The 23,955-nt window shown below is 63.7% G+C and carries 24 protein-coding genes, 1 tRNA gene and 1 riboswitch; of the genes, 14 read left to right on the top strand and 11 right to left on the bottom strand.

Annotation, left to right across the window (positions count from 1 at the left end):
* Window positions 1–38 precede the first annotated feature (38 nt).
* Entirely contained in the window at window positions 39–2,195 is a 2,157-nt protein-coding gene (locus tag AC4D1W_RS09905) for a bifunctional copper resistance protein CopD/cytochrome c oxidase assembly protein (RefSeq protein ID WP_490898632.1), read from the top strand.
* Window positions 2,192–4,201 carry an NHL domain-containing thioredoxin family protein gene (locus tag AC4D1W_RS09900; protein ID WP_490890153.1) on the top strand — a complete coding sequence of 670 codons (2,010 nt, stop codon included), beginning with the start codon at window positions 2,192–2,194 and terminating at the stop codon, window positions 4,199–4,201. The genes AC4D1W_RS09905 and AC4D1W_RS09900 overlap by 4 nt, the downstream gene beginning before the upstream one ends.
* A gap of 6 nt (window positions 4,202–4,207) precedes the next feature.
* Here AC4D1W_RS09900 and AC4D1W_RS09895 read toward each other — a convergent pair whose 3' ends face one another.
* The 6 genes from AC4D1W_RS09895 to panD all read right to left on the bottom strand — a co-directional run bounded on the left by AC4D1W_RS09895 (window position 4,208) and on the right by panD (window position 10,459).
* Entirely contained in the window at window positions 4,208–5,191 is a 984-nt protein-coding gene (locus AC4D1W_RS09895; protein ID WP_490890151.1) for a hypothetical protein, read from the bottom strand.
* Between the two features lie 105 nt (window positions 5,192–5,296).
* Window positions 5,297–6,649: an ABC transporter ATP-binding protein gene (locus AC4D1W_RS09890; protein ID WP_490898631.1), complete on the bottom strand. Its 1,353-nt coding sequence runs from the start codon at window positions 6,647–6,649 to the stop codon at window positions 5,297–5,299.
* Window positions 6,650–6,683: 34 nt separating this feature from the next.
* Window positions 6,684–7,529 carry a carbohydrate ABC transporter permease gene (locus AC4D1W_RS09885; protein WP_490890147.1) on the bottom strand — a complete coding sequence of 282 codons (846 nt, stop codon included), beginning with the start codon at window positions 7,527–7,529 and terminating at the stop codon, window positions 6,684–6,686.
* Window positions 7,526–8,455, bottom strand: coding sequence for a carbohydrate ABC transporter permease (locus AC4D1W_RS09880; protein ID WP_490890429.1), 930 nt, complete (start codon window positions 8,453–8,455; stop codon window positions 7,526–7,528). Before AC4D1W_RS09880 ends, AC4D1W_RS09885 begins: the two co-directional genes overlap by 4 nt.
* A 29-nt stretch (window positions 8,456–8,484) precedes the next feature.
* Window positions 8,485–9,810, bottom strand: coding sequence for an extracellular solute-binding protein (locus AC4D1W_RS09875; RefSeq protein WP_490898630.1), 1,326 nt, complete (start codon window positions 9,808–9,810; stop codon window positions 8,485–8,487).
* Between the two features lie 220 nt (window positions 9,811–10,030).
* A complete protein-coding gene (gene panD / locus AC4D1W_RS09870) occupies window positions 10,031–10,459 on the bottom strand; it encodes an aspartate 1-decarboxylase (RefSeq protein WP_490890144.1) in 429 nt (142 codons plus the stop codon).
* Between the two features lie 132 nt (window positions 10,460–10,591).
* Between panD and AC4D1W_RS09865 the strand changes: the two genes are divergently transcribed.
* A complete protein-coding gene (locus tag AC4D1W_RS09865; protein WP_490890142.1) occupies window positions 10,592–10,930 on the top strand; it encodes a YnfA family protein in 339 nt (112 codons plus the stop codon).
* Window positions 10,931–10,942: 12 nt separating this feature from the next.
* Here AC4D1W_RS09865 and AC4D1W_RS09860 read toward each other — a convergent pair.
* From AC4D1W_RS09860 to AC4D1W_RS09850, 3 genes are all read right to left on the bottom strand, one after another.
* A tRNA-Gly gene (locus AC4D1W_RS09860) sits at window positions 10,943–11,016 on the bottom strand.
* 91 nt (window positions 11,017–11,107) lie between these two features.
* Window positions 11,108–11,404 carry a protealysin inhibitor emfourin gene (locus AC4D1W_RS09855; RefSeq protein WP_490890140.1) on the bottom strand — a complete coding sequence of 99 codons (297 nt, stop codon included), beginning with the start codon at window positions 11,402–11,404 and terminating at the stop codon, window positions 11,108–11,110.
* A complete protein-coding gene (locus AC4D1W_RS09850) occupies window positions 11,401–12,465 on the bottom strand; it encodes a M4 family metallopeptidase (protein ID WP_490890139.1) in 1,065 nt (354 codons plus the stop codon). The genes AC4D1W_RS09855 and AC4D1W_RS09850 overlap by 4 nt, the downstream gene beginning before the upstream one ends.
* Window positions 12,466–12,581: 116 nt before the next feature.
* Between AC4D1W_RS09850 and kynA the strand changes: the two genes are divergently transcribed.
* From kynA to AC4D1W_RS09830, 4 genes are all read left to right on the top strand, one after another.
* Window positions 12,582–13,436 (top strand): tryptophan 2,3-dioxygenase, encoded by an 855-nt coding sequence (gene kynA, locus AC4D1W_RS09845; RefSeq protein ID WP_490890137.1) that lies wholly within the window; start codon window positions 12,582–12,584, stop codon window positions 13,434–13,436.
* A gap of 46 nt (window positions 13,437–13,482) precedes the next feature.
* Window positions 13,483–14,079 carry a dCTP deaminase gene (gene dcd, locus AC4D1W_RS09840; RefSeq protein ID WP_490890135.1) on the top strand — a complete coding sequence of 199 codons (597 nt, stop codon included), beginning with the start codon at window positions 13,483–13,485 and terminating at the stop codon, window positions 14,077–14,079.
* A 113-nt stretch (window positions 14,080–14,192) separates the two neighbouring features.
* A complete protein-coding gene (locus AC4D1W_RS09835) occupies window positions 14,193–14,381 on the top strand; it encodes a hypothetical protein (RefSeq protein ID WP_490890133.1) in 189 nt (62 codons plus the stop codon).
* Between the two features lie 279 nt (window positions 14,382–14,660).
* Window positions 14,661–14,876, top strand: a complete 216-nt coding sequence (locus AC4D1W_RS09830; RefSeq protein WP_490890131.1) for a hypothetical protein — start codon at window positions 14,661–14,663, stop codon at window positions 14,874–14,876.
* A 68-nt stretch (window positions 14,877–14,944) separates the two neighbouring features.
* On the opposite strand, the gene AC4D1W_RS09825 is transcribed toward AC4D1W_RS09830, so the two are convergent.
* Window positions 14,945–16,294 (bottom strand): MFS transporter, encoded by a 1,350-nt coding sequence (locus AC4D1W_RS09825; RefSeq protein ID WP_490890129.1) that lies wholly within the window; start codon window positions 16,292–16,294, stop codon window positions 14,945–14,947.
* Window positions 16,295–16,472: 178 nt separating this feature from the next.
* Here AC4D1W_RS09825 and AC4D1W_RS09820 point away from each other — a divergent pair, with 178 nt between their 5' ends.
* From AC4D1W_RS09820 to mnhG, 6 genes are read left to right on the top strand one after another with little or no spacing between them, the layout of a single operon-like run.
* Window positions 16,473–19,466: a Na+/H+ antiporter subunit A gene (locus tag AC4D1W_RS09820; protein ID WP_490890128.1), complete on the top strand. Its 2,994-nt coding sequence runs from the start codon at window positions 16,473–16,475 to the stop codon at window positions 19,464–19,466.
* Window positions 19,463–19,960, top strand: a complete 498-nt coding sequence (locus AC4D1W_RS09815) for a Na(+)/H(+) antiporter subunit C (protein WP_490890126.1) — start codon at window positions 19,463–19,465, stop codon at window positions 19,958–19,960. The genes AC4D1W_RS09820 and AC4D1W_RS09815 overlap by 4 nt, the downstream gene beginning before the upstream one ends.
* On the top strand, window positions 19,957–21,585 hold the full coding sequence (locus AC4D1W_RS09810; RefSeq protein ID WP_490898629.1) for a Na+/H+ antiporter subunit D: 1,629 nt from the start codon (window positions 19,957–19,959) through the stop codon (window positions 21,583–21,585). Before AC4D1W_RS09815 ends, AC4D1W_RS09810 begins: the two co-directional genes overlap by 4 nt.
* Window positions 21,582–22,151: a Na+/H+ antiporter subunit E gene (locus AC4D1W_RS09805; protein WP_490890123.1), complete on the top strand. Its 570-nt coding sequence runs from the start codon at window positions 21,582–21,584 to the stop codon at window positions 22,149–22,151. The genes AC4D1W_RS09810 and AC4D1W_RS09805 overlap by 4 nt, the downstream gene beginning before the upstream one ends.
* Window positions 22,148–22,405: an MrpF/PhaF family protein gene (locus AC4D1W_RS09800; RefSeq protein ID WP_490890122.1), complete on the top strand. Its 258-nt coding sequence runs from the start codon at window positions 22,148–22,150 to the stop codon at window positions 22,403–22,405. The genes AC4D1W_RS09805 and AC4D1W_RS09800 overlap by 4 nt, the downstream gene beginning before the upstream one ends.
* Before the next feature lie 7 nt (window positions 22,406–22,412).
* Complete coding sequence (gene mnhG, locus AC4D1W_RS09795; protein WP_490890121.1) at window positions 22,413–22,796, top strand: monovalent cation/H(+) antiporter subunit G; 384 nt, start codon at window positions 22,413–22,415, stop codon at window positions 22,794–22,796.
* A 3-nt stretch (window positions 22,797–22,799) separates the two neighbouring features.
* On the opposite strand, the gene AC4D1W_RS09790 is transcribed toward mnhG, so the two are convergent.
* A complete protein-coding gene (locus AC4D1W_RS09790; protein ID WP_490890120.1) occupies window positions 22,800–23,060 on the bottom strand; it encodes a DUF4235 domain-containing protein in 261 nt (86 codons plus the stop codon).
* A gap of 113 nt (window positions 23,061–23,173) precedes the next feature.
* Window positions 23,174–23,289: riboswitch (TPP riboswitch) on the top strand.
* Window positions 23,290–23,343: 54 nt separating this feature from the next.
* Between AC4D1W_RS09790 and AC4D1W_RS09785 the strand changes: the two genes are divergently transcribed.
* Window positions 23,344–23,955: an ECF transporter S component gene (locus AC4D1W_RS09785; RefSeq protein WP_490890119.1), complete on the top strand. Its 612-nt coding sequence runs from the start codon at window positions 23,344–23,346 to the stop codon at window positions 23,953–23,955.

The following is a 23,955-nucleotide window of genomic DNA, read 5'->3' as shown; positions in this document are numbered from 1 at the left end:
GCCACGTTAGTTGGTCGTTGTTCTACTGCGGGTAGACAATGGAGAGCGTGGCCACAACAACAAACCAGTCGAAGCCCGGCAGCGCGGGTGCCACCGGCCGGGCCGGGGTTAGCCCGGGCTGGCTGATCGCCGCGGGCATCACCGTCCTTGTCGCGGTGGTTTTGGCCCTCGCCTTCTCTGGTGCAGCCGCCCCCCGCCAGCTGAGCGACCCCGGCGTCCTCACCCGGTGGGGCCTGCCCGTATCCAAGGCACTTCACAACATCTCGATTGCCGCGGTCATCGGTTCACTCGTCTTTGCGGTGGTGATCCTGCCCCGGCATGCCGGCTCGAGCAACAGATCCGCCCGCTCCGGCACGGGCACTGCTGCTTCGGAGGCGGAGGAGACTCCCGCGTTCTCGAGGGTGATGGCGCTCGCGTCCTGGGCCGCCGTCGCCTGGACCCTCTCCGCCCTCGCCGTCCTTGTTTTGACCTACTCCGATGCCGCAGGATTGCCGCTCAGCGGTGATCCCGCCTACACCCAGGGCCTGGCTTCCTACCTCACCGACTTCGATACCGGCCGCGCCTGGTTGTCCACCGTCATGATCGCCGCCGTCGTGGCCACCATGACCTTCGGCGCCCGCTCCAGCGTGTGGCTGGCACTCACACTCGTGCTCTCACTGGGCGGCGTCCTGCCGATGGCCCTGATCGGCCATTCCGCGAGCGGCGATGACCACAATGCCGCCGTCAGCTCCATCCTGCTGCACCTGGTCGGCGTCTGCCTCTGGGTGGGTGGAATTATTGTCCTCGCAGTGATCAGCGGGAAGCTGGGAACGCAGACCACGGCGGTACTGAAGCGCTTATCCGCACTCGCAGGCTTCGCATTCGCGCTGGTCTTCCTCTCCGGCATCATCAACGCGAGCCTGCGGATCGGCAGCCTCTCACAGCTGGGCTCCGAGTGGGGCCTGCTGGTGACCTTCAAGGCAATCGCAACGATTCTTCTCGGCGGAATCGGCCTCATGCACCGGCAGTGGATCATTCCCGAGCTGGACACCAACATGTCCGCGCGCCGTGTGCTCTGGCAGCTCATCGCCGTCGAACTCGCCATCATGGGCGCAGTGTCCGGTGTCGCCGTTGCGCTCGCAAGGACCGCACCGCCGCGGTCGGAGGAACTTCAGCCCGACGCCACGCCCGCACGCATCCTCACCGGATACGAGCTGCCTCCGGAGCCGACGGCGATGCGCTGGCTTACGGAGTGGCGCCCGGACTGGCTGTGGATCGCTTTCACCGTCACGGTCGCCGTCGCCTACCTCCTGGGTATCCTGAAATTGCGCCGCCGCGGTGATTCCTGGCCCGTGCTCCGAACCATCTCCTGGTTCATCGGGTTGATCGCGCTGACGTACTTCACCTCAGGCGCCCCCGCCGTCTACGGCATGGTGCTGTTCAGCGCGCACATGATCGACCACATGGCCCTGACCATGGTGGTCCCGCTGTTCCTGGTGATCGGCGCACCGGTCACGCTCGCTCTGAAGGCCCTTACACCCCGCAGGGACGGCAGCCGGGGCATCCGGGAGTGGACCCTCGTGATCGTCCACTCGAAATTCTCGGCAGTGGTCACCCACCCGTTGTTCGCGGCTGCGAACTTCGCAGGATCCATCGTGATCTTCTACTACTCGCCCCTGTTCGGCTTCGCACTGCGCGAGCACGTGGGTCATGAGCTCATGAACCTGCACTTCCTGCTCACCGGATACATCTTCATCCTGACCATGATCGGCATCGACCCGATCCCGCGCCGCGCACCGTATCCGCTGCGGCTGCTGCTCCTCTTCGCCACCATGGCTTTCCATGCATTTTTCGGCGTCGCGCTGACAGGGGGCACCTCGCTGCTGCAGGCCTCCTGGTTCGGGAACATGGGCCGCGAATGGGGTCTCTCCGCGCTTGAAGACCAGCAGATCGGTGGTGCGGTGACCTGGGGAATCGGGGAAATTCCGACGCTCCTGCTCGCCATCGGGGTCGCGGTGATGTGGTCCCGCAGCGATGCGAGGGAGACGCGGCGCAAGGACCGGGCCGCGGACAGGAATAACGACGCCGAGCTCTCGGCTTATAACAACATGTTCGCCTCGCTGGCGGAACGGGACAACACCCGGACGTCCGCGGCCCGCGCACCACACGACACTCCCGCAGGACAGCGCACAACCCCACCAGGAGACCTTGAATGACCGAAACCTCGCTCCGCGTCGGCTACCGAGTCCGCGCCTCTGAACTCGTCGGGCGGAACTGGCTCAACACCGGGGGTAAGCAGCTGACGCTCGAGGACCTGCGCGGGAAGATCGTCCTGCTGGATTTCTGGACCTTCTGCTGCATCAACTGCCTCCACGTCCTCGACGAGCTCAGGCCGCTCGAAGCGAAATACTCCGACGTATTCGTCACCGTGGGAGTCCACTCCCCGAAGTTCGAGCATGAGGCCGATCCCGCAGCGCTCGCCGCAGCGGTGGAGCGGTACGAGATTCACCATCCGGTCCTGGACGATCCGGAGCTGGACACCTGGCAGGCGTACACCGCGCGGGCGTGGCCTACTCTCGTGGTCATCGACCCGGAGGGCTACATCGTTGCCCACCTGTCCGGGGAGGGCCATGCCGCCGGGCTGGAATCCCTCGTCGAGGAACTGGTCGCGGAACACGAAGCGAAGGGCACCCTGCACCGCGGGGACGGTCCCTACGTGCCGGCAGAGCCCACCGCGGGCAATCTTCGTTTCCCGGGCAAGGTGCTCGCCCTGCCCGCCACAAATACCTTCCTGGTAGGCGACAGCGGCCATCACCGCTTGGTGGAGCTGGAGTCCGACCTCGAGACCGTGCGCCGCACCATTGGAACCGGCACGCGCGGTTTCGCAGACGGTGGCCACGGCGAAGCCCAGTTCAATGAACCACAGGGGCTGACCCTCCTTCCCGCTGCTATAGCACGCCGGGTGGGGTACGACGTTGTCGTCGCCGACACAGTGAACCACCGCCTGCGGGCGGTGTCACTCGAAAGCGGTGCTGTAAGCACCATTGCAGGCAACGGCATCCAGCGGCTGCTCGATGCCGGCAACCAGGTCAAGGTCCGGCCCGTTGAGCTGCAGGAGGTTTCGCAAGACCTCGGCGGCGACCCCGACGACATCCCGGAGGATGCCGCGCCGCGGTTGGAAGACACATTCCTCGGTACGGACGCACTCAGCATTTCCCTCTCTTCGCCGTGGGACCTCATCTGGTCCGACACCCTTCAGCGGGTTGTTGTGGCCATGGCCGGAACTCACCAGATCTTCACCTTCGACCCGGTGACCGGCGCCGTGGACATCCTGGCGGGTACGGGGTTGGAGGGACTGCTCGACGGCGATGCCACCGCAGCCTGGTTCGCCCAGTCCTCGGGGCTGGCCGAGGACGCGCACGGCAACATCTGGGTCGCCGACTCGGAAACCTCCGCACTACGCGTACTGAGCTTCCTCACCGTCAACGGCAGAAGCCGCACTCAGGTTCAGTCGGCAATCGGTACTGGGCTGTTCGACTTCGGGTTCCGTGACGGTGACGCCGAACAGGCACGCCTCCAGCACCCGCTCGGCGTCACCGCGTTGCCGGACGGATCGGTAGCTGTCGCAGATACCTACAACGGCGCAATCCGCCGCTATGACCCCGCAACACGGCAGGTCTCCACCCTGATCCGGGGACTCGCTGAGCCCTCCGACGTCCTCGTTGATCAGGCGCCGGTGGAGTCGGGCGGAGAACCGCTGCTGATCGTCGTGGAGACGAACAAGCATCAGCTGGTCCGGGTCCCGATTCCCAAGGATGCCCTCGCGGTGGACGAGGGCGCGTCCCAGACGCAGCGCCCCAAGACCCCCGTGGCAGCCGGGGAGTTTGGTGTGACGGTGAGGTTCAGCGCGCCCAAGGGCCAGAAGCTGGACGACCGGTGGGGCGACCCCACGCAGCTCAAGATTTCCTCCTCGCCGGAGTCGCTCCTGGTATCGGGCGCTGGCACCGGCGTCGGCCTTCAGCGGCAGCTCGTCCTGTCGGATGAGGTGACCGAAGGAGTCCTGCACATCACGGCACGCGCTGCCGCCTGTGACGGCGAGCCCGGCGGTGAGATCCCGGACCACGCCGCGTGCCACCTGTACCAGCAGGACTGGGGCATCCCGGTGACGCTCAGTCCCGACGGCGAAACGGAACTGACGCTCGACCTGCGCGGCCTCGACTAGGCGGGCTTAGTACTCCACCACCGGGGTCACGTCGATGCCCTCGTCGGTGACGCCGAGGCGGGCGGTGAACCCGAACTCCTGTGGGACGCTCACGGGTTCAATGATGCCCGTGAACAAGTCCTGAAGGTTCGTTTCCAGCAGCACGGTGCCGGTAAGCGGGGAAATCACCCAGTCGCCGTTGTACGGTTCTATGCGGACTTCTGGGTACTCCGTGATGGACCAGTTGATCGGACCCGCGACCCGGTTGCCGGTCTCGAAGCCGAACGGGCAGTTGGCGGGCTGGAAAACCTTCTGCTCGGCGCAGGAGTCGAGGAACGTCTTCAGCTGCGCGGTGACAGCTTCAGTCAGTGCGGGAGTTGCGGCGGTGGCAAGGTTCAGGCTGGCCGGTGCCTGTTGACGGTCCGTGATGGCAACAGTCTGAGCGGGGGCGGCGAAGTACTCGCTCGTGTAGTGGGCTTCCACCTGTGCGGGGTAAAAGACGGCGAACTGGTTGCGCCCTTCCGGCATCAGCACCCGGGTTCCGTTCAGTGTGGCTTCTCTCTGGTTGATCACCGACACCTCGAGCGTGGGAAGGGTCGAGGGAACAAACTCCCACTGGTTGAAGAAAAGCCACTCCGTCCCGCTCTTTTCCAGCATGAACGCAGTGGTGTGCTCAGTTTCGTCGATGGTGTAGGTGACCCCGACCTCGACCCGGTTCTCACCGGAGGGGTGGGGCGAACCTACCTCGATGCTCTCCACGCCCTGCGTTGCCCGTTGCAGGGCTGGGCCGTCGAGGAGTGCCGCATTGGCGCCCGGAACGGTTGCGTTCAGCAGCCCCAGCGCCCGTTCTCCCTCGCCCTGGCGAAGCGCCTCCAGGTAGCTTTCCACCTGCTGGTGAGGGCCGAATACGTGTGTGTTGACCAGCATCACCGTTGCAATTGCCCCCACGATCGCGAGCATGAGTCCGAGCAGCCAGGCGGCGAGGATTCGGATCAGGCGGGACGAATGCACTCTCTAACGTTACCCAATGGCGGTGTGAGACCCACCAACGACGACGACGGCGTCGCCGCTGCGTCCCGACATGTCCACGTGCGTTCCAGCCGTCGTCGTCCTACGTCAGCGAGTGGCGGCGTGGCTACCTCCGCCACTGTCTCGGTGCCTGCCGCTGCCCGTGCCGCCGTCCCTTTCACGGTCGCTGCCGCGGTCACCGTTCGGGTCCATCGCGCGGTCCGCTTCATGCGCGCTGGCGAGTTCCTCAGCCCGTTCCTGATTCGCCTCGGCTGTGAGGGCTGCTCCGGCCTCGGCATCGCGCGTCAGGTTCTCGCCGGTCTCCGGGTCGAACAAATGAAGCTTGCGGGTATCGAGCCAGATTTCTGACTCGCGCCCGCCGCGGATGCGGCTGGCCGCATCAAGCGTGACCACAACCTGCGGCCGAAGCTCATCGGCGTCCATGTCCCGGGCGAGGTTGTCTAGAAGCTCGCGCACCTCGGGGGCCGGATCGAAGTTGATGTAGCCGTACTGTTCGTTTCCGAGCCACTCGGTGTGGGTGAGCGTGGCCCTGAAGGACGAGCCGTGCGGTTTCTTGGCATCATCGACGAGCTTGGCGTCCTCGAAGAACTCCGGGCGTACGCCCACGAGGACGACCTTCCGGCCCGCTGCCTTCGCCGCCTTGTCAGCAGGTACGTCCAGCGCCCCGAGTGAGGTCTGAAGCTTTCCGTTCTCGATGGTCGCCGGAAGGAAGTTCATCGACGGGGAGCCGATGAAGCCTGCAACGAAAAGGTTCACAGGCTGCTCGTAAAGTTCCCGCGGCGACGCGATCTGCTGCAGTTCACCCTTCTTGAGGACTGCTACCCGGTCGCCGAGAGTCATGGCTTCCGTCTGGTCGTGCGTGACGTAGACGGAGGTAGTTCCAAGACGGCGCTGCATTTGGGAGATTTCCGAGCGCATCTGTCCGCGCAGCTTCGCGTCAAGGTTTGAGAGCGGCTCATCGAACAGGAACGCATCCGCCTGGCGGACGATAGCCCGGCCCATGGCGACCCGCTGCCGCTGGCCACCCGAAAGATTCGCCGGCTTACGCTGTAGATGGTCCGTCAGTTCCAGGGTGGCGGCCGCCCCAGTGACCAGGCGCTGCACTTCCTCCTCGCTGTGCTTGCCCTTGGCGAGCCGAAGCGGGAAGGCAATGTTCTCGAACACGGTCAGGTGCGGATAGAGCGCATAGTTCTGGAACACCATTGCGAGGTTCCTGTCGCGTGGCGCCTTCGAGTTCACTCGCTCTTCGTTGATATAGAGATCGCCGGACGTAATGTCCTCGAGCCCCACGATCATGCGTAGCAGCGTCGACTTGCCGCAGCCTGAGGGCCCCACCAGGATGATGAACTCGCCATCCTCGATATCGATGCTGATGTCGTTGACGGCAGGGAACCCGTCTCCATACTTTTTGACGAGGTTCTTCAGCGTTATAGAAGCCATGTTCTGGATCCTCTTCCTTCAGTTTCTTCGGTTCTCAACCCTTGACTGCGCCTTGGGTCAGGCCTGAGACGATCTGCCGCTGGAACAGCAACACCAGCAGCACAACCGGAATGGTGACAATGATTGCGGCCGCCGAGATGGCGCCGGTAGGGGACTCGAACTGTGAAGCCCCGGTGAAGAACGCAAGTGCCGCGGGTACGGGCCGCGCCGCTTCCGTTGAAGTCAGCGAGATGCCGTACACGAAGTCGTTCCACGCGATGAAGAAGGCGATAATCGCCGTCGTGAATACACCGGGTGCAGCCAGGGGCACAATTGCCTTGCGGAACGCCTGCCAGGTTGTGGCACCGTCCACCTGGGCCGCCTGCTCGAGTTCCCACGGGATCTGACGGAAGAACGCAGCCAGCGTCCAGATTGAAATAGGAAGCGTGAGCGACAGGTACGGGATAATGAGGCCAAGCCAGGTGTCGTACAGGCCGATGTTCCGCCACAGGTTGAACAGCGGGGTCACGATCGAAATGACCGGGAAGATCGACACTGCCAGCGCCGTCGTCAGGATGACTTTCTTGCCGGGAAAGTCCAGTCGGGCAATTGCGTAGGCGCACAGTGTGGCAAGCACGACGGCGATGAACGTCGCTATGAGGGAGATTCCGATGGAATTCCACAAAGCGGAGAGGAATAGCCCCTGCGCGTCACCGACAAGGATCTGTTCGTAGTTATCGAGCGTCGCCAGGCCGGCGGAGGGCAGGAAACGTCCGCTGGTCAGGTCTCCGGGCGGTTTGAACGACGTGGCGAGGATGGATGCAACCGGAAACAGCGCGTAGATGAGGACGAAGATCGAGACGATCGTCCAGATGATCTTTTCGCGACCGGTGGACTTCATCGCTTTCCTCCCGTTGAGCCGGCGAGGTCAACCTTGAACACCTTGATCGCTATGAAGCTGATCAGAAGGACGCACGCGAAGAGGAGAACCGAGACCGCGGACCCGAGGCCGATCTCCAGTCTGCTGATGGACGTTCGATAAGCGAGGAGTGAGAGCACTTCAGTGCCGTACTGCCCGTTGGTCATGATGAACACGTTGTCGAAGATCCGGAAGGCGTCCAGAGCCCGGAACAGGACCGCAACCATGATGGCCGCCTTCATGTTCGGGATGATGACCTTGCGCATCTGCTCCCACCACGTTGCTCCATCCACCTTGGCGGCTTCCGTCAGCTCATCCGGAACCTGTGCCAGCCCGGCAAGGAGGAGGAGCGAGATGAACGGCGTGGTCTTCCAGATTTCCGAAGCCATGATGACCGGTAGCGCCGTGCTCGCCTGCGCGAACCAGTTCAGATCCTGATCGATCCCCGGTACCCAGTTGAACCAGGAGTTGACGTAGCCGGAGCTGATGTCGAACGCATAGAACCAGGCGTAGGCCGAGACCACGGTGATGATGCCGTAGGGCACCAGAATGGCTGTGCGTAGCCAGCCGCGGACGGCCTTGAGCGCCCGATGCATCACCAGAGCGAGCGCGAATCCGAGCACCAGTTCAACGGCGACCGTCACGACGGTGATCAGTAGCGTCACGAGGAGGTCCCGCCACCAGACCGGATCGCTGAGGACGGTCACGTAGTTCTGGAACAGAATGAACTGGCGCTCGTCCGGAGCCGTCAGCCGGAAGGCGAAGAGGGAATCGAAGAACGCCTGGATGATGGGATAAAGGGTGACCGCGAGCATGATGATGAAAGCCGGTCCCGCGAGCATCCAGCCGAGCCGACGCTCAGACTTTGCCCTGTCACTGTAGTCATTGGTGCGCCGGTCGGTCTTCATGGCCTCCGGGTTCTTGGTGATAGCGCTGGTCACAACAACCTCTCCCCTCGCAGCACAGCGGTGATGAACTCCTCGGATTGCTCCGGCGTGGTCTCCGGCGATACCTCGTCCGGCGGGGTCCACGTCTGTTGCAGACCGCTCGAGATCTCGTTGTAGAACGGGGTCTGCGGGCGGGGTGCTGCATTCTCCAGCGATTCACGGATGGTTTCCGCCATCGGGAACTGCTCCTCGATCCGCGGATCTTCATAGGCAACCGAGCTCGATGGCGGGTTGCCGTTGGTCAGGAAATACTCGGCCTGATTTTCCGGTTGCACGATGCACTCGATCGCCTGGTAGGCCAACTCGGGGTTGTCGCTGCTTGCGCCGACGCCGAGGTTGATGCCGCCAAGAGGCGGCGCCGTTTCCTGGTCTTCGTAAACCCGCGGGTAGAGGGCCCAACCGATGTCATCGAGTAGGGCCTGGTCGAGGGAGCCTCCCTCAACGGCACCCTGAGTCGCCGGCCAGACGAACGGATAGTTGACCATGAAGGACCCGCTCTCGCCCTGGAACTCGGTCAGAGAGGTGGCTTCCGTGGATGTCGCCAGTCCCGGTCCACCGAGTCCCTTGTCGCCGATGGTCCCGACGATGCGGGCGGCCTCCTGTCCGGCCTCACTCGCCAAACCGAGCTCGATTTCGTCAGCGGGCGCCTCCGGGTTCTCCAGGATGGTGCCACCAGCTGATTCGATCAGGGAATTTATCCAGACCGTCATCGATTCCGCCTGGGAGCCCTGCACGCCCAACTCAACATCCTGGGCTTCGGCCACTTCCATCAGCTGGTCCCAGGTGACCGGTTGCGACATGTCGAGGCCTGCTTCCTCTGCGACCGACTCGCGGTACCAGAGAATCTGCGTGTTGGCCCAGAACGGGACGGTAACCAGTTCGTCCTCGTACATTGCGCCCTGCAACGCACCTTCGAGGGTGTCTTGGGTGGTGCTCTGGGCGATGTCTTCAGGAACCGGTGCGAGGAAAGTGGCCAGTTCCGGGACGAACGGCGGGTCGATGCTCATGATGTCCAGGGAAGCGTCATTCGCCGCCAACCGGCGTGCGAGCTGCTCACGCTGCGCTGCAGCATCATTGGGCAGAAGTGAGGTTTCGATCCGGTATTCGCCGCCTGCCTCTTCGGTACAGAGCTGCGCAATTGCGGCCTGCCCGCCGGCATCAGGGTTGATGTACCAGGTGAGAGTCGGGACACCGGAGTCTGCTGGTCCGCATCCGCTGAGGAGGAGGGACGCCAGGCCCAGAGAGGAAATGGCTATTGCACCGGGATGCTTCCGAATCCGCTGTTGTTGCTGGTCGGTCCTGCGAATTCCCGGCATACGTACCCCGCCTCCACATCGAGCGTAAGAAACCCCGGCCCGGGGACTGATTGCAGTCGAGGGGACCGGAGCAACCTTGTCTTCTTGACCCTAAGCCTTCCGGGTAATTCGCGCTAGAAGAATTGCCGTGTGGTTGCGGCTCGGCCCGGGGGCAATTGGAGACACGAAAATGGCCCCGCGGGTAGCGGGGCCACCTGAAGGTTTGGTCAGTGATCGCGAATCAGAGGAGTGCGGCGTTGTTCAACGCGAACGGGGGACGCTGGAGCCCCTCCGTCAAACCTTCGGCCGGGTCAGTTCCCAGCTCGATGATCCGGTTGTCAGCGTTGACGTGCACGATGTTGGGCACATAGGAGCGCGCCTCTTCCGTGGTCATCGCCGCGTACGTGATGAGAATGACTGTGTCCCCCTCATGCACCAGATGCGCTGCAGGTCCGTTGATTCCGAGGACGCCGGAACCACGCTCGCCGGCAATAGTGTAGGTTTCCAGCCGCGCGCCGTTGGTGACGTCCACGATGGATACCATTTCGCCGGGCAGAATGTCGGCGGCGTCGAGGAGGTCCAGGTCGACAGTCACAGAACCCACGTAGTGAAGGTCCGCGTGGGTCACCGTAGCGCGGTGGATCTTGGACTTGAACATTGTGCGATTCATCGCGTCAAGTCTACGCTGGCGCCAGCCGGCCTGCCATGTGGGGTTGCGCACCCTCCCGATGCGGGCAGTTGCGGCGGAGGTGTTGTCGTAGCAGGGTCGGCCTGAGCGCTTCCGCAGCGCGATAATTGGCCCATGAGTGTCTTTCTCGTGGTTGTCCTCTTTGCCGTCGCAGCGCTGGCCGAAATCGGGGGCGCCTGGATGGTCTGGCAGAGCATGCGGGAGGGCCAGCCATGGTGGTGGGCAGGGCTGGGCGTGCTCGCGCTCGGCGCGTATGGGTTTGTAGCCACGCTGCAGCCTGACGCTAATTTCGGCCGGATACTCGCGGCCTACGGCGGCGTCTTCGTTGTGGGGTCCCTGGCGTGGGGAATGGCTCTCGACGGGTTTAGACCTGACCGCTGGGATCTCATCGGGTGCGCAACGTGCCTGGCCGGCGTTGCCGTGATCATGTTCGGACCGCGCACGGCGGCGTGAACGGAAACAGAGTGGAGCGGGCGACGGGAATCGAACCCGCGTATCGAGCTTGGGAAGCTAGCGCTCTACCATTGAGCTACGCCCGCAATGCGGCCTGAACCGCTCCATAAACACTACAACATCTCCTGGCGGCCTTCACGACACGTGCGGGTGACAGCGAGCCCGCCAACCTGCGGCTCAGCAGGGGCCCTCGCCAAGCTCGGTCCCAGGCTCGCTGGATGAGGCATCCTTGACCCACTCCACCAATTCTCTCCAGGGGCCTTGCACCGCGCTCTCGGCGACCGTCACCTCGTGGTAGCCGATTGCGATGTGATAGACGTAGCGGTCGCGTTCGGCGCCCTGGGTCTCGCCGGGGTCCGCCTGCTCGAGGAGGGGCAGCCAACGCTCCTCAACCTCTGCAGCGCTCACTTCGACACTCCACGTCCGCGTCAACCCGGCGAAGCCCCCAGAACGCGAGACCTCAATACGGGTCACAGCACTCCCACCTCCCGCCACGCGTAGTGGACCGCTTTTGCTGCCAGGGAGCCCTCACCGAAACGGGCCTTCGCGGACTCCACCGTCACGGTGGCGAACAGTGGAAAGTTGCAATCGGGAGGGATACGGCCCCCGGTTGCGGCGTCATACCAGATTTGCCCTGCACGTTCCCAGGCGTTGCCGCCCAACTGCATCGCCGCGATGTAAAAAGCATGATTCGGGATGCCCGAATTGATATGCACGCCACCGTTGTCAGACGTGGTGTCCACATAATCCGTCATAGTGCCGGGCTGAGGGTCCTTGCCGAGGACGTCGTCGTCGTAAGCGGTTCCAGGTGCCTTCAGCGAGCGGAGGGCAAGCCCCTCCACATGGTCCGTGAAGAGGCCCTCACCGATCAGCCAGCTGGCGGCGTCGGTCGAGTGACTGCGCACGCGCTGCTCCACCAGCACACCGAACACATCCGAAAGGGACTCATTGAGCGCCCCGGACTGGCCCTGATACCGCAGGTTCGAGGTGTACTGGGTGAATCCATGCGCTAGTTCGTGGCCTATCACCGTGAGCGAGGCGGTGAACCGCCCGAAAATTTCACCGTCCCCGTCGCCGAACACCATTTGGCAGCCGTCCCAGAATGCGTTGTCGTATTGCCGACCATAATGAACCGTGGCATTGAGCGGCAGGCCGGCGTCGTCAATGGATGACCTGCCGTACTCCTCGTTGAAGAGCGCATATGTTGCGCCGAGACCGTCATAGGCTTCATCCACCGCGATGTCACCTGTGGGTGGATCGCCTTCGCGGCGGACCGCCTCTCCCGGCAGGGACTCAGTGCCGCCGGCGTCGGAAATTGTCCTGCGAAGAACCAGCACGACGGCGGTGCCCGCCCCGCGCGACGTATCGCGGGGAGCCGTTGACCGCGCGCTATGGATCGGGTCCAGCTCCACCAGCGCTCGCCGGGCGGCAGCAGCAGCACTCTGATGCGCCGGATCCTCCAGGCTTGCAAGGCGGGCCAACAGATAGGGCGGAACAATGCTGCAGTGTACGGGTGCATCTGCGGGTGCGTTCATGCTGTCTCCTTGGTTTCTTCAAACCTACTGGCCGCGTCTGACACTCTTCAACGAATTGTCAGAATGCCGCGACAGGGCCGGCGCACGGAGGAACGGCGAAGAACTACGCTTATTTCATGAGCGTGGAGCGGAACACCCGCAACCTTGAAGCGGGCATCGAGAAGGACTTCTCCGGAAAGATGACCTACGGGTCCTACCTGGATCTGGACGCGCTCCTGTCGGCGCAGCACCCCGTCAGCAGGCCCGAGCACCACGACGAGATGCTGTTCATCATCCAGCACCAGACCTCTGAGCTCTGGCTGAAGCTCGTGCTGCACGAGCTGAGTGCGGTGAGGACCCACCTGCGCGCGGACGATCTGCGGGCGGCAATGAAGGGCATAGCCCGGATCAAGCACATCCAGCGCTCGCTGACCGAACAGTGGTCGGTGCTGGCGACGCTCACGCCGTCGGAGTACGCGGAATTCCGCGGAGCGCTAAAGGCGGCCAGCGGCTTCCAGTCCTACCAGTACCGCGCAGTCGAGTTCCTGCTCGGCAACAAAAACGCGGCGATGCTCCAGGTCTTCGAGAGCGATCCGCAGGCCCTTGACCTCCTGTCAGGTCTCCTCGAGGAGACAAGTATCTATGACGAATTCATCCGCTACCTCTCGCGGCGCGGGTACAACGTTCCCCAGGACCTGCTTGAACGGGACGTCACGCATGCCCACGAGTTCAGCCCCGCGCTGGTGCAGGTCTACAAGGAGGTCTATGAGGATTCCGCGGCGCACTGGGACGTCTACGAGGCCTGCGAGGAACTTGTGGACCTGGAGGACAACTTCCAGCTGTGGCGCTTCAGGCACCTGAAGACGGTGGAGCGCACCATCGGCCACAAGTCCGGGACGGGCGGGTCAAGCGGCGTCGGATTCCTCCAGAAGGCGCTTGAGCTGACGTTCTTCCCGGAGCTGTTCGCAGTGAGAACCGAGATCGGCCGCTGACATTGCCGATGAGATCGGTGCGAACTCCGTACGGTATTTTTAGACGGTGCTGATCTCCGACCGCGACATCCGAAGCGAAATTGCCTCCGAGCGAATTGTCCTCGACCCCTATGACCCCGCAATGGTTCAGCCTTCAAGCGTGGACGTCCGCATCGACCGGTATTTCCGCCTCTTCGACAACCACAAGTACGCGCACATCGATCCGGCGGAGAACCAGCCTGACCTGACCCGCCTGGTGGAAGTGGCACCGGATGAGCCGTTCATCCTCCATCCGGGGGAGTTCGTGCTCGGGTCGACGTACGAGATGGTCACCCTCCCTGATGACGTCGCGGCGCGGCTCGAGGGCAAGTCCTCACTGGGCCGCCTCGGCCTGCTCACCCACTCGACCGCAGGGTTCATTGATCCCGGCTTCTCGGGCCACGTCACGCTTGAGCTTTCCAATATGGCAACGTTGCCGATCAAGCTCTGGCCGGGCTCCAAGATCGGCCAGCTGTGCTTCTTCAAGCTCACCTCGCCGGCGGAGCACTCCTACGGTTCCGGTCAGTACGGTAACCGTTACCAGGGGCAGCGGGGCCCGACGGCGTCTCGGAGCCACTTGAACTTCCACCGGACACAGATTTCCGACGGTTCAATATCCCGCTGAGTGCGCAGATAAAGGGGCTTGCGCCGCGTCATTCCGTCGTTATGTGACCACTCAGCAGTGAAGGCCTGTGGGTAAGTCCGAGACGCGACCCTCCGACGACAACGATTGCTGGCATGCGTACACCGGAACCATTGCCGCAGAACTTCCTCGGCCGATCCTTTTCACTGTCCGAATCGGACGCCGCGGGTCTGGCACGCCATCGCACAGTTTCGGCGGGCCTGGTCATCCCCAGCCGCGGTTTGAGGGTGCCTTGGGGCGTCGAACAGGACCTGCCCGGTCGGCTGCGTCCTCTGGGTGCCTGACCCCTGGTTCAGCGTTCAGCTATTCGACGGAGACGCGATCGTGAACGCACACAAGCGCAGCTTCATGCCGGAACGGAAGGCACTAACGTCCATCGCGGAACTGCGGGGGACTGTACAGCGCCATCCGAAGATGCGCGGGATCCTGAATGCCCGTGCGGCATTGGAACTGCGGCTCAGACTGATTCTCGCAGGTCTGCCGGAACCGGAATTGGGTACGTCATCGTCGACTCTGCAGGCAGGGAGATCACATGGCCCGATCTCGCCTATCCGGAATATCGTGTGGCGCTCCAGTACGACGGTGGACACCACTTCGAGCGTGAACAGGCTGAGCTCGACACTGTGCGAAATGAAAAGACGGCGGGTGCGGGCTGGATTCAGATCACGGTCACCGCTCGGACGCTCGATGCCCTGAGGCAGGACAGCGTGGAGACGCGTGTCGCCCGGGCGTTACAGACGCGCGGTTGGGTCCGCTCTCCCCGTACGCTGAGTGCGTAGATAAACACCTTTTGCGGCGCGCATACGCTGTTTGTCTGCGCACTCAGCGGGGGCTGGGAGGGACCTACTCAGGGAGCGGGTACGACGGCGGGAGTCACCTTCGCGGGCGGCTTCACCGGGAGCAGCACCAGCAGGCCGGCGAGCAGCACAATCAGGATCCCGAGGATCCCGAACCGCTGTTCCCCGAATACAGCGATGGACAGCGAGAACAGCGCCGGAGCCAGGAAGCTGACGGCTCGGCCCGTGGTGGCGTACAGCCCGAACATCTCACCCTCCTCGCCCCGCGGCGAGAGGCGCGCCAGGTACGCGCGTGAAGAGGCCTGAGCCGGACCCACGAAGAGGGTCAGCAGGAGTCCGAAGACCCAGAACGTCGTGTCACCGCTCCATTGCAGACCCAGCACCTGCTGGTCCGCCGCTCCGAGCGCCATCACGGCCGTGCCCGAAATCAGGAGTCCGATCAGGGCCACAATGATGACCAGCTTGGGCCCAACCCGGTCGTCGAAGAAGCCGCCGATCACGGCCCCGACCGCTGCGATGACATTGCCGACAATCGCGAACAGGATCACCTCGCTGAGCGTGAACCCGAACGTGCCTGCCGCGATGATGCCTCCGAAGGTGAACACCGCGGCGAGCCCGTCACGGAAGATCGCGCTCGCGAGCAGGAAGAAAATGGTGTGCGGGCTTGTGCGGTAGATGGCCTTGATGCGCCGGAAGAGCAGTACATAGGACGCGAGGAAACCCAGTCTGTCAGCATTCCGCTGCCGGGGAACTTCAGGCACCGCGAACATCACCGGGAGCGCAAACGTGAAGAACCAGAGCGCGGAGAAAACAGCCACCAGCCGAATGTTCAGGGCATCCTCGGTGCTCGACCCGAACCATTCGAAGGCCGGCTGCACGAAGGCGACCAGGACGATCACGAGTGCGGCAATGCCACCCACATAACCCATGGCCCAACCGAACCCGCTGACCTTGCCGATGCTGGACGGGGTCGAAATCTGCGTGAGCATGGCGTTGTAGTTGACACCTGCGAACTCGAAGAAGATATTCGCTGCCGCAATGAGGGCAACCCCGAGAATCAACAGTTCCGGGCGGGGGAACACAAAAAAACACAGCGCCGTCAGCACGGTTACCGTCAGGGTGTGGACGCCCAGCCAGAGCTTCCGGCGACCGCCGACATCGGACCGCTGACCCGTTACAGGAGCCAGGACGGCAATGAGGAGGCCTGCAATGGCCAGGCCCCAGCCGAGCACCCCGGAGGCGTAGGTTTCCCCACCGAAGACGTCCGATGTCAGATACACCGTGAAAACGAACGTTGTCATGACGGCGTTGAAAGCAGCAGAGCCCCAGTCCCACGACGCCCACGCGAGAACGGGTTTTGTCAGTAGGCGTCCAGTGTGCTGTGCGGAATCCGTACCCATAGGCTGCATGCTATCCGCTGCGCCTAAAAACTGGTTCGAGTCCCTGCTTATTCCACGCGCCTTGGGCGTTGCGCGGAGGGCGGAACCTGCCGGAGGAGCAGTGTATGCCACGGGTAGAATGTAGTCACGCCCTTGACCGTCAGCTGACCGTCTCGATCAGAGAGTTCAGGAGATCATCGTGCTGCTTGTGCTCACCGCCCTCTTCGCGGTGTCCGCAGTAGCGCCACTGATCTTCCGCCTGATGGGGCGCTCGGCGTTCTATGTCCTAGCCGCCGTACCTGCGGCCGGGTTCGTCTGGCTCCTCGCCACCTTCGCTGACTACACCGGAGCAGCACAGGTCAGCGCCAGCGGCCAACCCAACGCGCCGCCGTCCGTCGTCGTTCCCTGGATTCCGCAGCTGCAGCTGGAACTGGCCTTCCGCATGGACGCACTGTCGGCCGTGCTCAGCATTCTTGTTCTCGGCGTCGGATCCCTCGTGCTCTTCTATTGCGCGCGCTACTTCAAACAGGATGACGCCGACATCGGCCCCTTCGGCGCCCAGTTGCTGGCGTTCGCCGGCGCGATGTTCGGTCTCGTCATCGCCGATGACCTCATCCTCCTCTTCATCTTCTGGGAACTGACAACGGTTCTGTCCTATCTGCTGATCGGCTACTCCCGGCACCGCCTTTCGGCCAGACGGGCAGCGCTGCAGGCACTCATCGTGACGACGCTCGGCGGCCTGATCATGCTCGTGGGCCTGATCATCCTGGGACAGTCGGCCGAAACCTACCGCCTGTCGGACATCCTCGCCCGTGCCGAAACCCTCACCGGCCCGGCAATCGAGACGGCGATCGTTTTGATCCTCGTCGGCGCCATCTCCAAGTCCGCGCTCGTGCCCTTCCACTTCTGGCTCCCCAGCGCCATGGCAGCCCCGACGCCGGTGAGCGCCTACCTGCATGCCGCCGCCATGGTGAAGGCCGGCATCTACCTCATTGCGCGCTTTGCCCCCGGGTTCTCCGAGAACCTGCTGTGGTCCCCGGTTGTCCTCGGCCTCGGGCTCGCGACCATGATCTTCGGCGGATGGCGCGCACTTCGCCAGCATGACCTGAAGCTACTCCTCGCGTATGGCACGGTGAGCCAGCTCGGTTTCCTGACCATCGTGGTCGGCCAGGGAGGGCAGGAGGCGGCGCTCGCCGGGCTGGGTCTCCTCCTCGCGCACGGGTTTTTCAAGGCGACCCTCTTCCTGGTGGTCGGTATCATCGACCACCAGTCGGGCACGCGCGACATCCGGAAGCTTTGCGGAGTCGGTCGGTCCGCGCCCGTGCTGGCCTCCGTCGCCGTCATCGCTGCGGCCTCCATGGCAGGCATACCGCCCCTCCTGGGTTTTGTGGCAAAGGAGTCGGTGCTCGAAGCCTTCATCCACCAAGCGCAGGAAGGTGTGCTGGGCGTGGTGGCTCTCGTGGGAATCATCCTTGGCTCCATGCTGACCCTGGCCTACAGCGCCCGTTTCATCTGGGGCGGTTTCGCGCGGAAATCCGCCACACCGACCCCTTTCGAACGCGTCGAGCCGTCCTTCCTTTTCGCCCCGGCGCTGCTTGCCGTTGCTTCCGTTGTATTCGGTGTGCTGCCCGCTCCGCTGGACGCGGCGATCCAGCCGTACGTGCGTACCTTCCCGGCCGCGGAAGAGACGCCGCACCTGCTGCTGTGGCACGGAGTCACCCCAGCGTTGTTCCTGTCCCTGCTCTCGATCGCGGGCGGCCTCGCGCTGTTCCTGATGCGAGACCGTTTCGAGCGGATTCAGGCCCGGATCGCCCCGGACATCGACGCGGAACGGAACTACAAGAGCGTCATCGGCGTGCTCGACGACGTAGCAGTCTGGCTCACTGGCCGTACACAGCGCGGTTCACTCGCGTTCTACCTGTTCATCATCCTGTCGATGGCGATCATCGCTCCGCTCTCGGCACTGATCATCTTCGACGCACCGCTCCCACGGGCCTGGCGCCTGGCCGATTCCCCCGCCCAGCTCATTGCCGGCGTCGCGGTCCTTCTTGGCCTGGTCGCGGCACTGCGCGCCACCAAGCGCTTCATGGCCGTCCTCATGGTCGGAATCACCGGTTACGGGATGGCGCTGATCTTCGCGCTGCATGGCGCCCCCGACCTCGCGCTGACCCAGCTGCTGATCGAGACCATCGTGCTGGTCGCATTCGTACTCGCGCTGCGGTCCCTCCCGGCACGTCTGCGGCAACGGGAACCGGGAGTCCAGCACCGGCTGCTCCGGGCGGTGCTGGGTATTTCCTTCGGTGTGGTCATGGTTACCATCGCCATGTCTGCGATGGCGTCGCGGGTTGCGGACCCCATCTCGCTGAGCTTCCCGTCGCTGGCGTACGACGACGGCGGCGGCGCCAACATCGTCAATGTCACGTTGGTGGACATCCGGGCCTGGGACACCTTCGGCGAGATCAGCGTCCTCGCAATCGCGGCAACAGGCGTGGCAAGCCTGATCTTCATCCGCGGCCGCGGCGACGGACGGGTGCGCGCTGAGGGAGTGGAGAGCGGAACCGTCGGGCGAAACAGGGAACCGTTCGATGCGTACGGCCGGGAGGCCGCAGCGCTCGAGCTGGCCAAGAAGTTCGCAAGTTCCGTCAACGATGCCTGGCTTGTGGCAGGTCGGACGCTGGCCCCTGAACGCCGCTCGATCATCTTCGAGGTGATTACCCGGCTGTTGTTCCACTCAATCATCGTCTTCTCGATCTACCTCCTGCTCGCAGGCCACAATGCGCCCGGTGGCGGATTCGCCGGCGGACTCATGGCCGGACTGGCACTGACCATCCGCTACCTGGCAGGCGGTCGCTTCGAACTCGCTGAAGCAACTCCTATCAGCGCAGGGTTGTTACTGGGCAGCGGACTGGCCACGGCTGCACTCACGGCCATCGTGCCGCTGTTCCTCGGCGGCGCGGTGTTCCAGAGCGCAATCATCGAGCTGACGTGGCCAGTCTTCGGGGACATAAAGTTCGTGACCTCGACAATGTTCGACATCGGCGTCTACCTGGTTGTGGTCGGTCTGGTGCTCGACGTGCTGCGCAGCCTCGGATCTGAGATCGACGAACGCAGCGAGGAAGCAACGGCAACCATGGACGCCGGGCCCCGAGCGCCGGAGACACCCCGGGAACCGGAAGAAGAGGTGGTTCCGTGAGCGTCAACATCACGCTGCTCGTCGTCATGGGCGGATTCTTCGCCGCGGGCATCTACCTGCTCCTGGAGCGTAGCCTGACCCGCGTTCTGCTGGGCCTGATCCTGCTTGCCAACGGGGCGAACATGCTGCTTCTGGCCGCGGGTGGGCCAGGGGGCAGGGCCCCGCTCTACGCATCCGATATCCCCGCTGAGGACTACAGCGATCCGCTTCCCCAGGCGCTGATCCTCACGGCTATCGTCATTTCCTTCGCCGTGACTGCCTTCGTGCTCGGCATCATCTACCGGTCGTGGATTCTCGGACGGCAGGACGAAGTCCAGGATGACATCGAAGACCGGCGGGTGGCGTCCCAGAGCAGCTTCGATGCTGAGGATGACGCGGACATACCCATCGAAACAACGGAGTTCACGCCGGTCGAGGAGGCCGAGGAAGCGCCGGGCGCCCAGCGGACGGCAACCGGCAGAAGACCGGGCAAACCGCGGACGGAGGGGCGATGAACATCGTGAACCTGGCACCTCTGGCGGTAGTGCTGCCCTTCTTCGGTGCAGCGCTGGCCTTCGTACTCATCCGTCGTTCCAGGGCGCAGCGCACGGTCAGCATCACGACACTCTGTGTGACACTGCTGATCGAAATTTTCCTTCTCGTTGATACCAGCGGGAGGGGCACAACGGCGGTCTTCGTCGGCAACTGGGCCGCGCCGTTCGGCATCACGATGGTAGTGGACCAATTTTCTGCCCTGATGCTGGTCGTTTCCTCGGCGGTGAGCCTCGCCGTCCTGATCTACGCCACGGGGCAGGGCATGACCGACGGCGATAAGGACGCCCCGGTCTCGATCTTTCACCCCACCTACCTCATTCTGGTGGCCGGAGTCTCGAACGCGTTCCTTGCCGGTGACCTGTTCAACCTGTATGTAGGGTTCGAAATCCTGCTCACGGCGAGCTATGTGCTCATGACCCTTGGCGGCACCACGCCGAGGATCCGCGCGGGCGTAACCTACGTCGTCGTGAGCGTCGTTTCGTCGCTGCTGTTCCTGATCAGCATCGGCATGATCTATGCGGCCACGGGCACAATTAACATGGCCGACCTGGCGTTGAAGCTCGCGGATATCGACCATGCAACGCAGATGGTCCTGCATCTGATGCTCCTGGTCGCGTTCGGCATCAAGGCTGCGGTCTTCCCGCTGGCCTTCTGGCTGCCCGACTCCTATCCGACCGCGCCCGCCCCGGTGACTGCCGTGTTTGCGGGCCTGTTGACCAAGGTCGGCGTCTACGCGATGGTGCGGACCGAAACTCTCCTGTTTCCCGGAGACCGCATCAACACGCTGCTTATGGTGGTAGCGATGCTCACTATGATTGTGGGCATCCTGGGTGCCCTCGCGCAGTCGGATATCAAACGTATGCTCTCCTTCACCTTGATCAGCCACATCGGTTACATGATCTTCGGGCTCGCGGTATCAACGGTGATCGGCCTCGGCGCCGCGGTGTACTACGTTGCCCACCACATCATCGTGCAGACCAGCCTGTTCCTCGTGACCGGGCTGATCGAGCGACGCGGGGGAACGGCCAACATGGACCGCCTCGGCGGCCTTGCGAAGCTCTCCCCGTTCCTGGCACTGCTGTTTTTCATACCGGGCATGAACCTTGCGGGCATCCCGCCGTTCTCCGGATTCCTCGGGAAGCTGGGACTGCTTAAGGCGGGCGTGGAGCTGGGGACACCCCTGGCGTACGTGCTGGTCGGGGCAAGCGTACTGACGAGCCTCCTCACCCTGCTGGCGGTTGCACGTGTGTGGAACCGGGCATTCTGGCGCCAGCCGGAGGACGCCACACACCCGGACCCGATTCTGCTGATGACGTCGCCCGACGGCTCCGCCGTAACCACCTCGCGGAGGGTCTCCGGGCACAGTACCGGAAAGTTCGCGGGCAGGAACCCCGTGAACCTGCTCCCGCGGTCGATGGTCGGAGCCACCACCGGCCTGGTGTTGCTGGGCGTCAGCCTGACAATTATGGGAGGACCGCTTTTCGCCCTGAGCGAACAGGCCGCACAACAAATGCTTGAGCGAACCCCCTACATCGACGCTGTACTCGGCGACGGTGCTACCGAAGCGGCAGGTGCCACGCCATGACCAGACAACGAATCCCGTTCCGGGTCGAACTGCCGCTGCTGATCTGGCTCGTTCTTGTCTGGGGGGCGCTCTGGCAGGACTTCAGCCCGGGCAACCTGATCTTCGGTGCCATCATCGCGTTCGCCGTGGCAAACCTGCTCTACCTGCCGCCGGTCGAGCTCAGTGGACGCTTCAATGTGTTCTACGCTGCCGGTTTCGCCGTGCGCTTTGTGTACGAGCTGGTGCTGGCCAGCTTCCAGGTGTTCTGGCTGGCCCTCACCCATGGCCCGCGGCTGAAGAACGCTGTGGTTGCGGTACGCCTGCGCAGCCCATCCGACCTCCTGGTCACGGCCACCGGACACGCCATCTCATTGATTCCGGGGTCTCTCGTGATCGAAGTGGACCGCTCCACTTCCACCCTCTACCTGCACTGCCTGAATGTCGCCGGCCCCGATGACGCAGAAAAGGTGCGCCGGAATGTCCGGCGCACCGAGGAGTGGCTGATCCGTGTGATGGGAACCAGGGAGGACCTGGCACTGCTGCTCACCGCCGCCCCTCATCACCTCGAGGAAAGGGGACGCCCATGACCGTCATGCTCGGCGTCATCGCTGCGGTTCTCGGCGTCTCGGCCGTTTGCGCCATCTACCGGGCGGCTCGCGGACCGACGATTCTGGACCGTGTCATTGCCGTAGACGTACTGCTGGCCATCGTCGGCGGGGCGTTGGCCGCGGACATGGTGTTCAACGGCCACACCAACACTCTGGTAATCCTGGTGGCCACCTCCCTCATCGGGTTCATCGCCTCGGTGGCAGTTGCCCGATTCGTCATCGAAAGGAAGTGAGCCGCCGATGGATGCTGCCCTGGATATCCTTACCGCGGTCCTGCTCCTTGGCGGGGCGCTCATGTCGCTGGCGGCCGCCGTCGGGCTTATGCGGTTTCCGGACCTGCTGAGCCGCATGCATGCGGCAACAAAGCCGCAGGTTCTTGGGCTGCTGTTGTTTCTGCTGGCAATTGCAGTGGAGCAGCGCTCGTGGGCGGTTGTGCCCGTACTGATTGTCTGCTGGGTTTTCCAGCTGCTCACGGCGCCGGTCTCGGCGCACATGGTAGGGCGCGCCGGCTACCGCACCAGGCACCTGCGGAAGGACCTGCTCAGCATGGACGAGCTGGACGAGGTCGTGGAACACGCGGCCACCCGGCGCCGTGAGGCGGGCGACCGCGCGTCCGACGACTGACGCTTACGTGATGTGGCGTGTGTTCTCGTAGCGGCGGATGGCGCGCTGCGTGGTGCGGTTGGTGAGCACGCGGATGGTGGTGCTGACCGTACCGGATATCACGGCGAACACGAGCGCTGACCGCAGGCTGTTCTCCAGACCTTCAGTGTCTTTCGGCGGTTCGTTTCCGGTCACCCGCTTCCAGATGAAGTCCACCACCTGCGTGCCTACGAGGCCCGCCACAAGGCCCAGTCCAACACCCATCAGTTTGAAGATCGTATTCATGGTGCCTCCTTCAGTCGGCTTAGCTTTGGTCCCAGCCTAGCGTTATCGGGACCATCGATGGACGACCACGACGCCGGTACCACGGCCGGCGGGTGTACAGTTGGTATCGCTCAAAACAACGACAGGGGAGCGCAGCCACGCATGTGGTGGGCGCTGAGAGTGCGGACCACCGCAGACCCTCGAACCTGATCCGGTTAGTACCGGCGAAGGGAGTCGAGTTCTCAGGGCGACCGGCGCCCTGCCGGAAGGCCTTCCCCTCCTGTACCCAGGAGGATCAACAATCATGACTGCAACACAGAGTCCTACACCGTCCACATCCCGCCGCCGCTACGAATGGCGCGTCGTCGACATTGTGGTCGCCTCAGTCATCTCCGTGGCCGTAGGCGTCATCTTCTTTGCCTGGTCGGCCGGTTACAGCGGTATTGCCGCCGTGACCGCTGCGTACCCGCCGCTGGCCGGACTGTACTCCGGCGGCTGGCTCATCGCCGGTGTGCTCGGCGGGCTCATCATCCGCAAGCCCGGTGCCGCGATCTACTGCGAGGTACTGGCAGCGGCCGTGTCGGCGCTGATCGGCACGCAGTTCGGTATGGCCGTACTCCTCTCCGGTCTGGTGCAGGGCATCGGCGCTGAGCTGGTGTTCGCATTGTTCCTCTACCGGCGCTGGAACATCGGTGTGGCCATCCTCGCGGGCCTCAGCGCAGGTCTTGCCCTCGCGGTGAGCGAGAACATCATGTACAACGTCGAGTGGGCCATGGAATACAAGCTGATGTACGGAGTCTTCGCTGCCGTTTCGGGTGTGGTGCTCGCCGGTGTGCTGCCGTGGCTCGCCACCCGTGGGCTCGCGAAGACCGGTGCGCTGTCATCCTTCGCCGCGGGCCGCACGGCCGACGTTTAG

It is taken from the genome of Arthrobacter sp. TJ-170 (assembly GCF_058269305.1).
Note: the sequence above shows the minus strand (reverse complement) of the source record. Positions and strands in the feature narration are given on the sequence as shown.

Excerpts from the sequence above, each read along its gene's own strand:
- AC4D1W_RS09900 (WP_490890153.1), top strand. The coding sequence starts at position 2,192 with ATGACCGAAACCTCGCTCCGCGTCGGCTACCGAGTCCGCGCCTCTGAA.
- AC4D1W_RS09790 (WP_490890120.1), bottom strand. The coding sequence starts at position 23,060 with ATGAATACGATCTTCAAACTGATGGGTGTTGGACTGGGCCTTGTGGCG.
- kynA (WP_490890137.1), top strand. The coding sequence starts at position 12,582 with ATGAGCGTGGAGCGGAACACCCGCAACCTTGAAGCGGGCATCGAGAAG.
- AC4D1W_RS09880 (WP_490890429.1), bottom strand. The coding sequence starts at position 8,455 with ATGAAGACCGACCGGCGCACCAATGACTACAGTGACAGGGCAAAGTCT.
- AC4D1W_RS09825 (WP_490890129.1), bottom strand. The coding sequence starts at position 16,294 with ATGGGTACGGATTCCGCACAGCACACTGGACGCCTACTGACAAAACCC.
- AC4D1W_RS09905 (WP_490898632.1), top strand. The coding sequence starts at position 39 with ATGGAGAGCGTGGCCACAACAACAAACCAGTCGAAGCCCGGCAGCGCG.
- AC4D1W_RS09800 (WP_490890122.1), top strand. The coding sequence starts at position 22,148 with ATGACCGTCATGCTCGGCGTCATCGCTGCGGTTCTCGGCGTCTCGGCC.
- AC4D1W_RS09875 (WP_490898630.1), bottom strand. The coding sequence starts at position 9,810 with ATGCCGGGAATTCGCAGGACCGACCAGCAACAACAGCGGATTCGGAAG.
- AC4D1W_RS09810 (WP_490898629.1), top strand. The coding sequence starts at position 19,957 with ATGAACATCGTGAACCTGGCACCTCTGGCGGTAGTGCTGCCCTTCTTC.
- AC4D1W_RS09785 (WP_490890119.1), top strand. The coding sequence starts at position 23,344 with ATGACTGCAACACAGAGTCCTACACCGTCCACATCCCGCCGCCGCTAC.
- panD (WP_490890144.1), bottom strand. The coding sequence starts at position 10,459 with ATGAATCGCACAATGTTCAAGTCCAAGATCCACCGCGCTACGGTGACC.
- AC4D1W_RS09850 (WP_490890139.1), bottom strand. The coding sequence starts at position 12,465 with ATGAACGCACCCGCAGATGCACCCGTACACTGCAGCATTGTTCCGCCC.
- AC4D1W_RS09805 (WP_490890123.1), top strand. The coding sequence starts at position 21,582 with ATGACCAGACAACGAATCCCGTTCCGGGTCGAACTGCCGCTGCTGATC.
- AC4D1W_RS09865 (WP_490890142.1), top strand. The coding sequence starts at position 10,592 with ATGAGTGTCTTTCTCGTGGTTGTCCTCTTTGCCGTCGCAGCGCTGGCC.
- AC4D1W_RS09890 (WP_490898631.1), bottom strand. The coding sequence starts at position 6,649 with ATGGCTTCTATAACGCTGAAGAACCTCGTCAAAAAGTATGGAGACGGG.
- AC4D1W_RS09885 (WP_490890147.1), bottom strand. The coding sequence starts at position 7,529 with ATGAAGTCCACCGGTCGCGAAAAGATCATCTGGACGATCGTCTCGATC.
- AC4D1W_RS09835 (WP_490890133.1), top strand. The coding sequence starts at position 14,193 with ATGCGTACACCGGAACCATTGCCGCAGAACTTCCTCGGCCGATCCTTT.
- mnhG (WP_490890121.1), top strand. The coding sequence starts at position 22,413 with ATGGATGCTGCCCTGGATATCCTTACCGCGGTCCTGCTCCTTGGCGGG.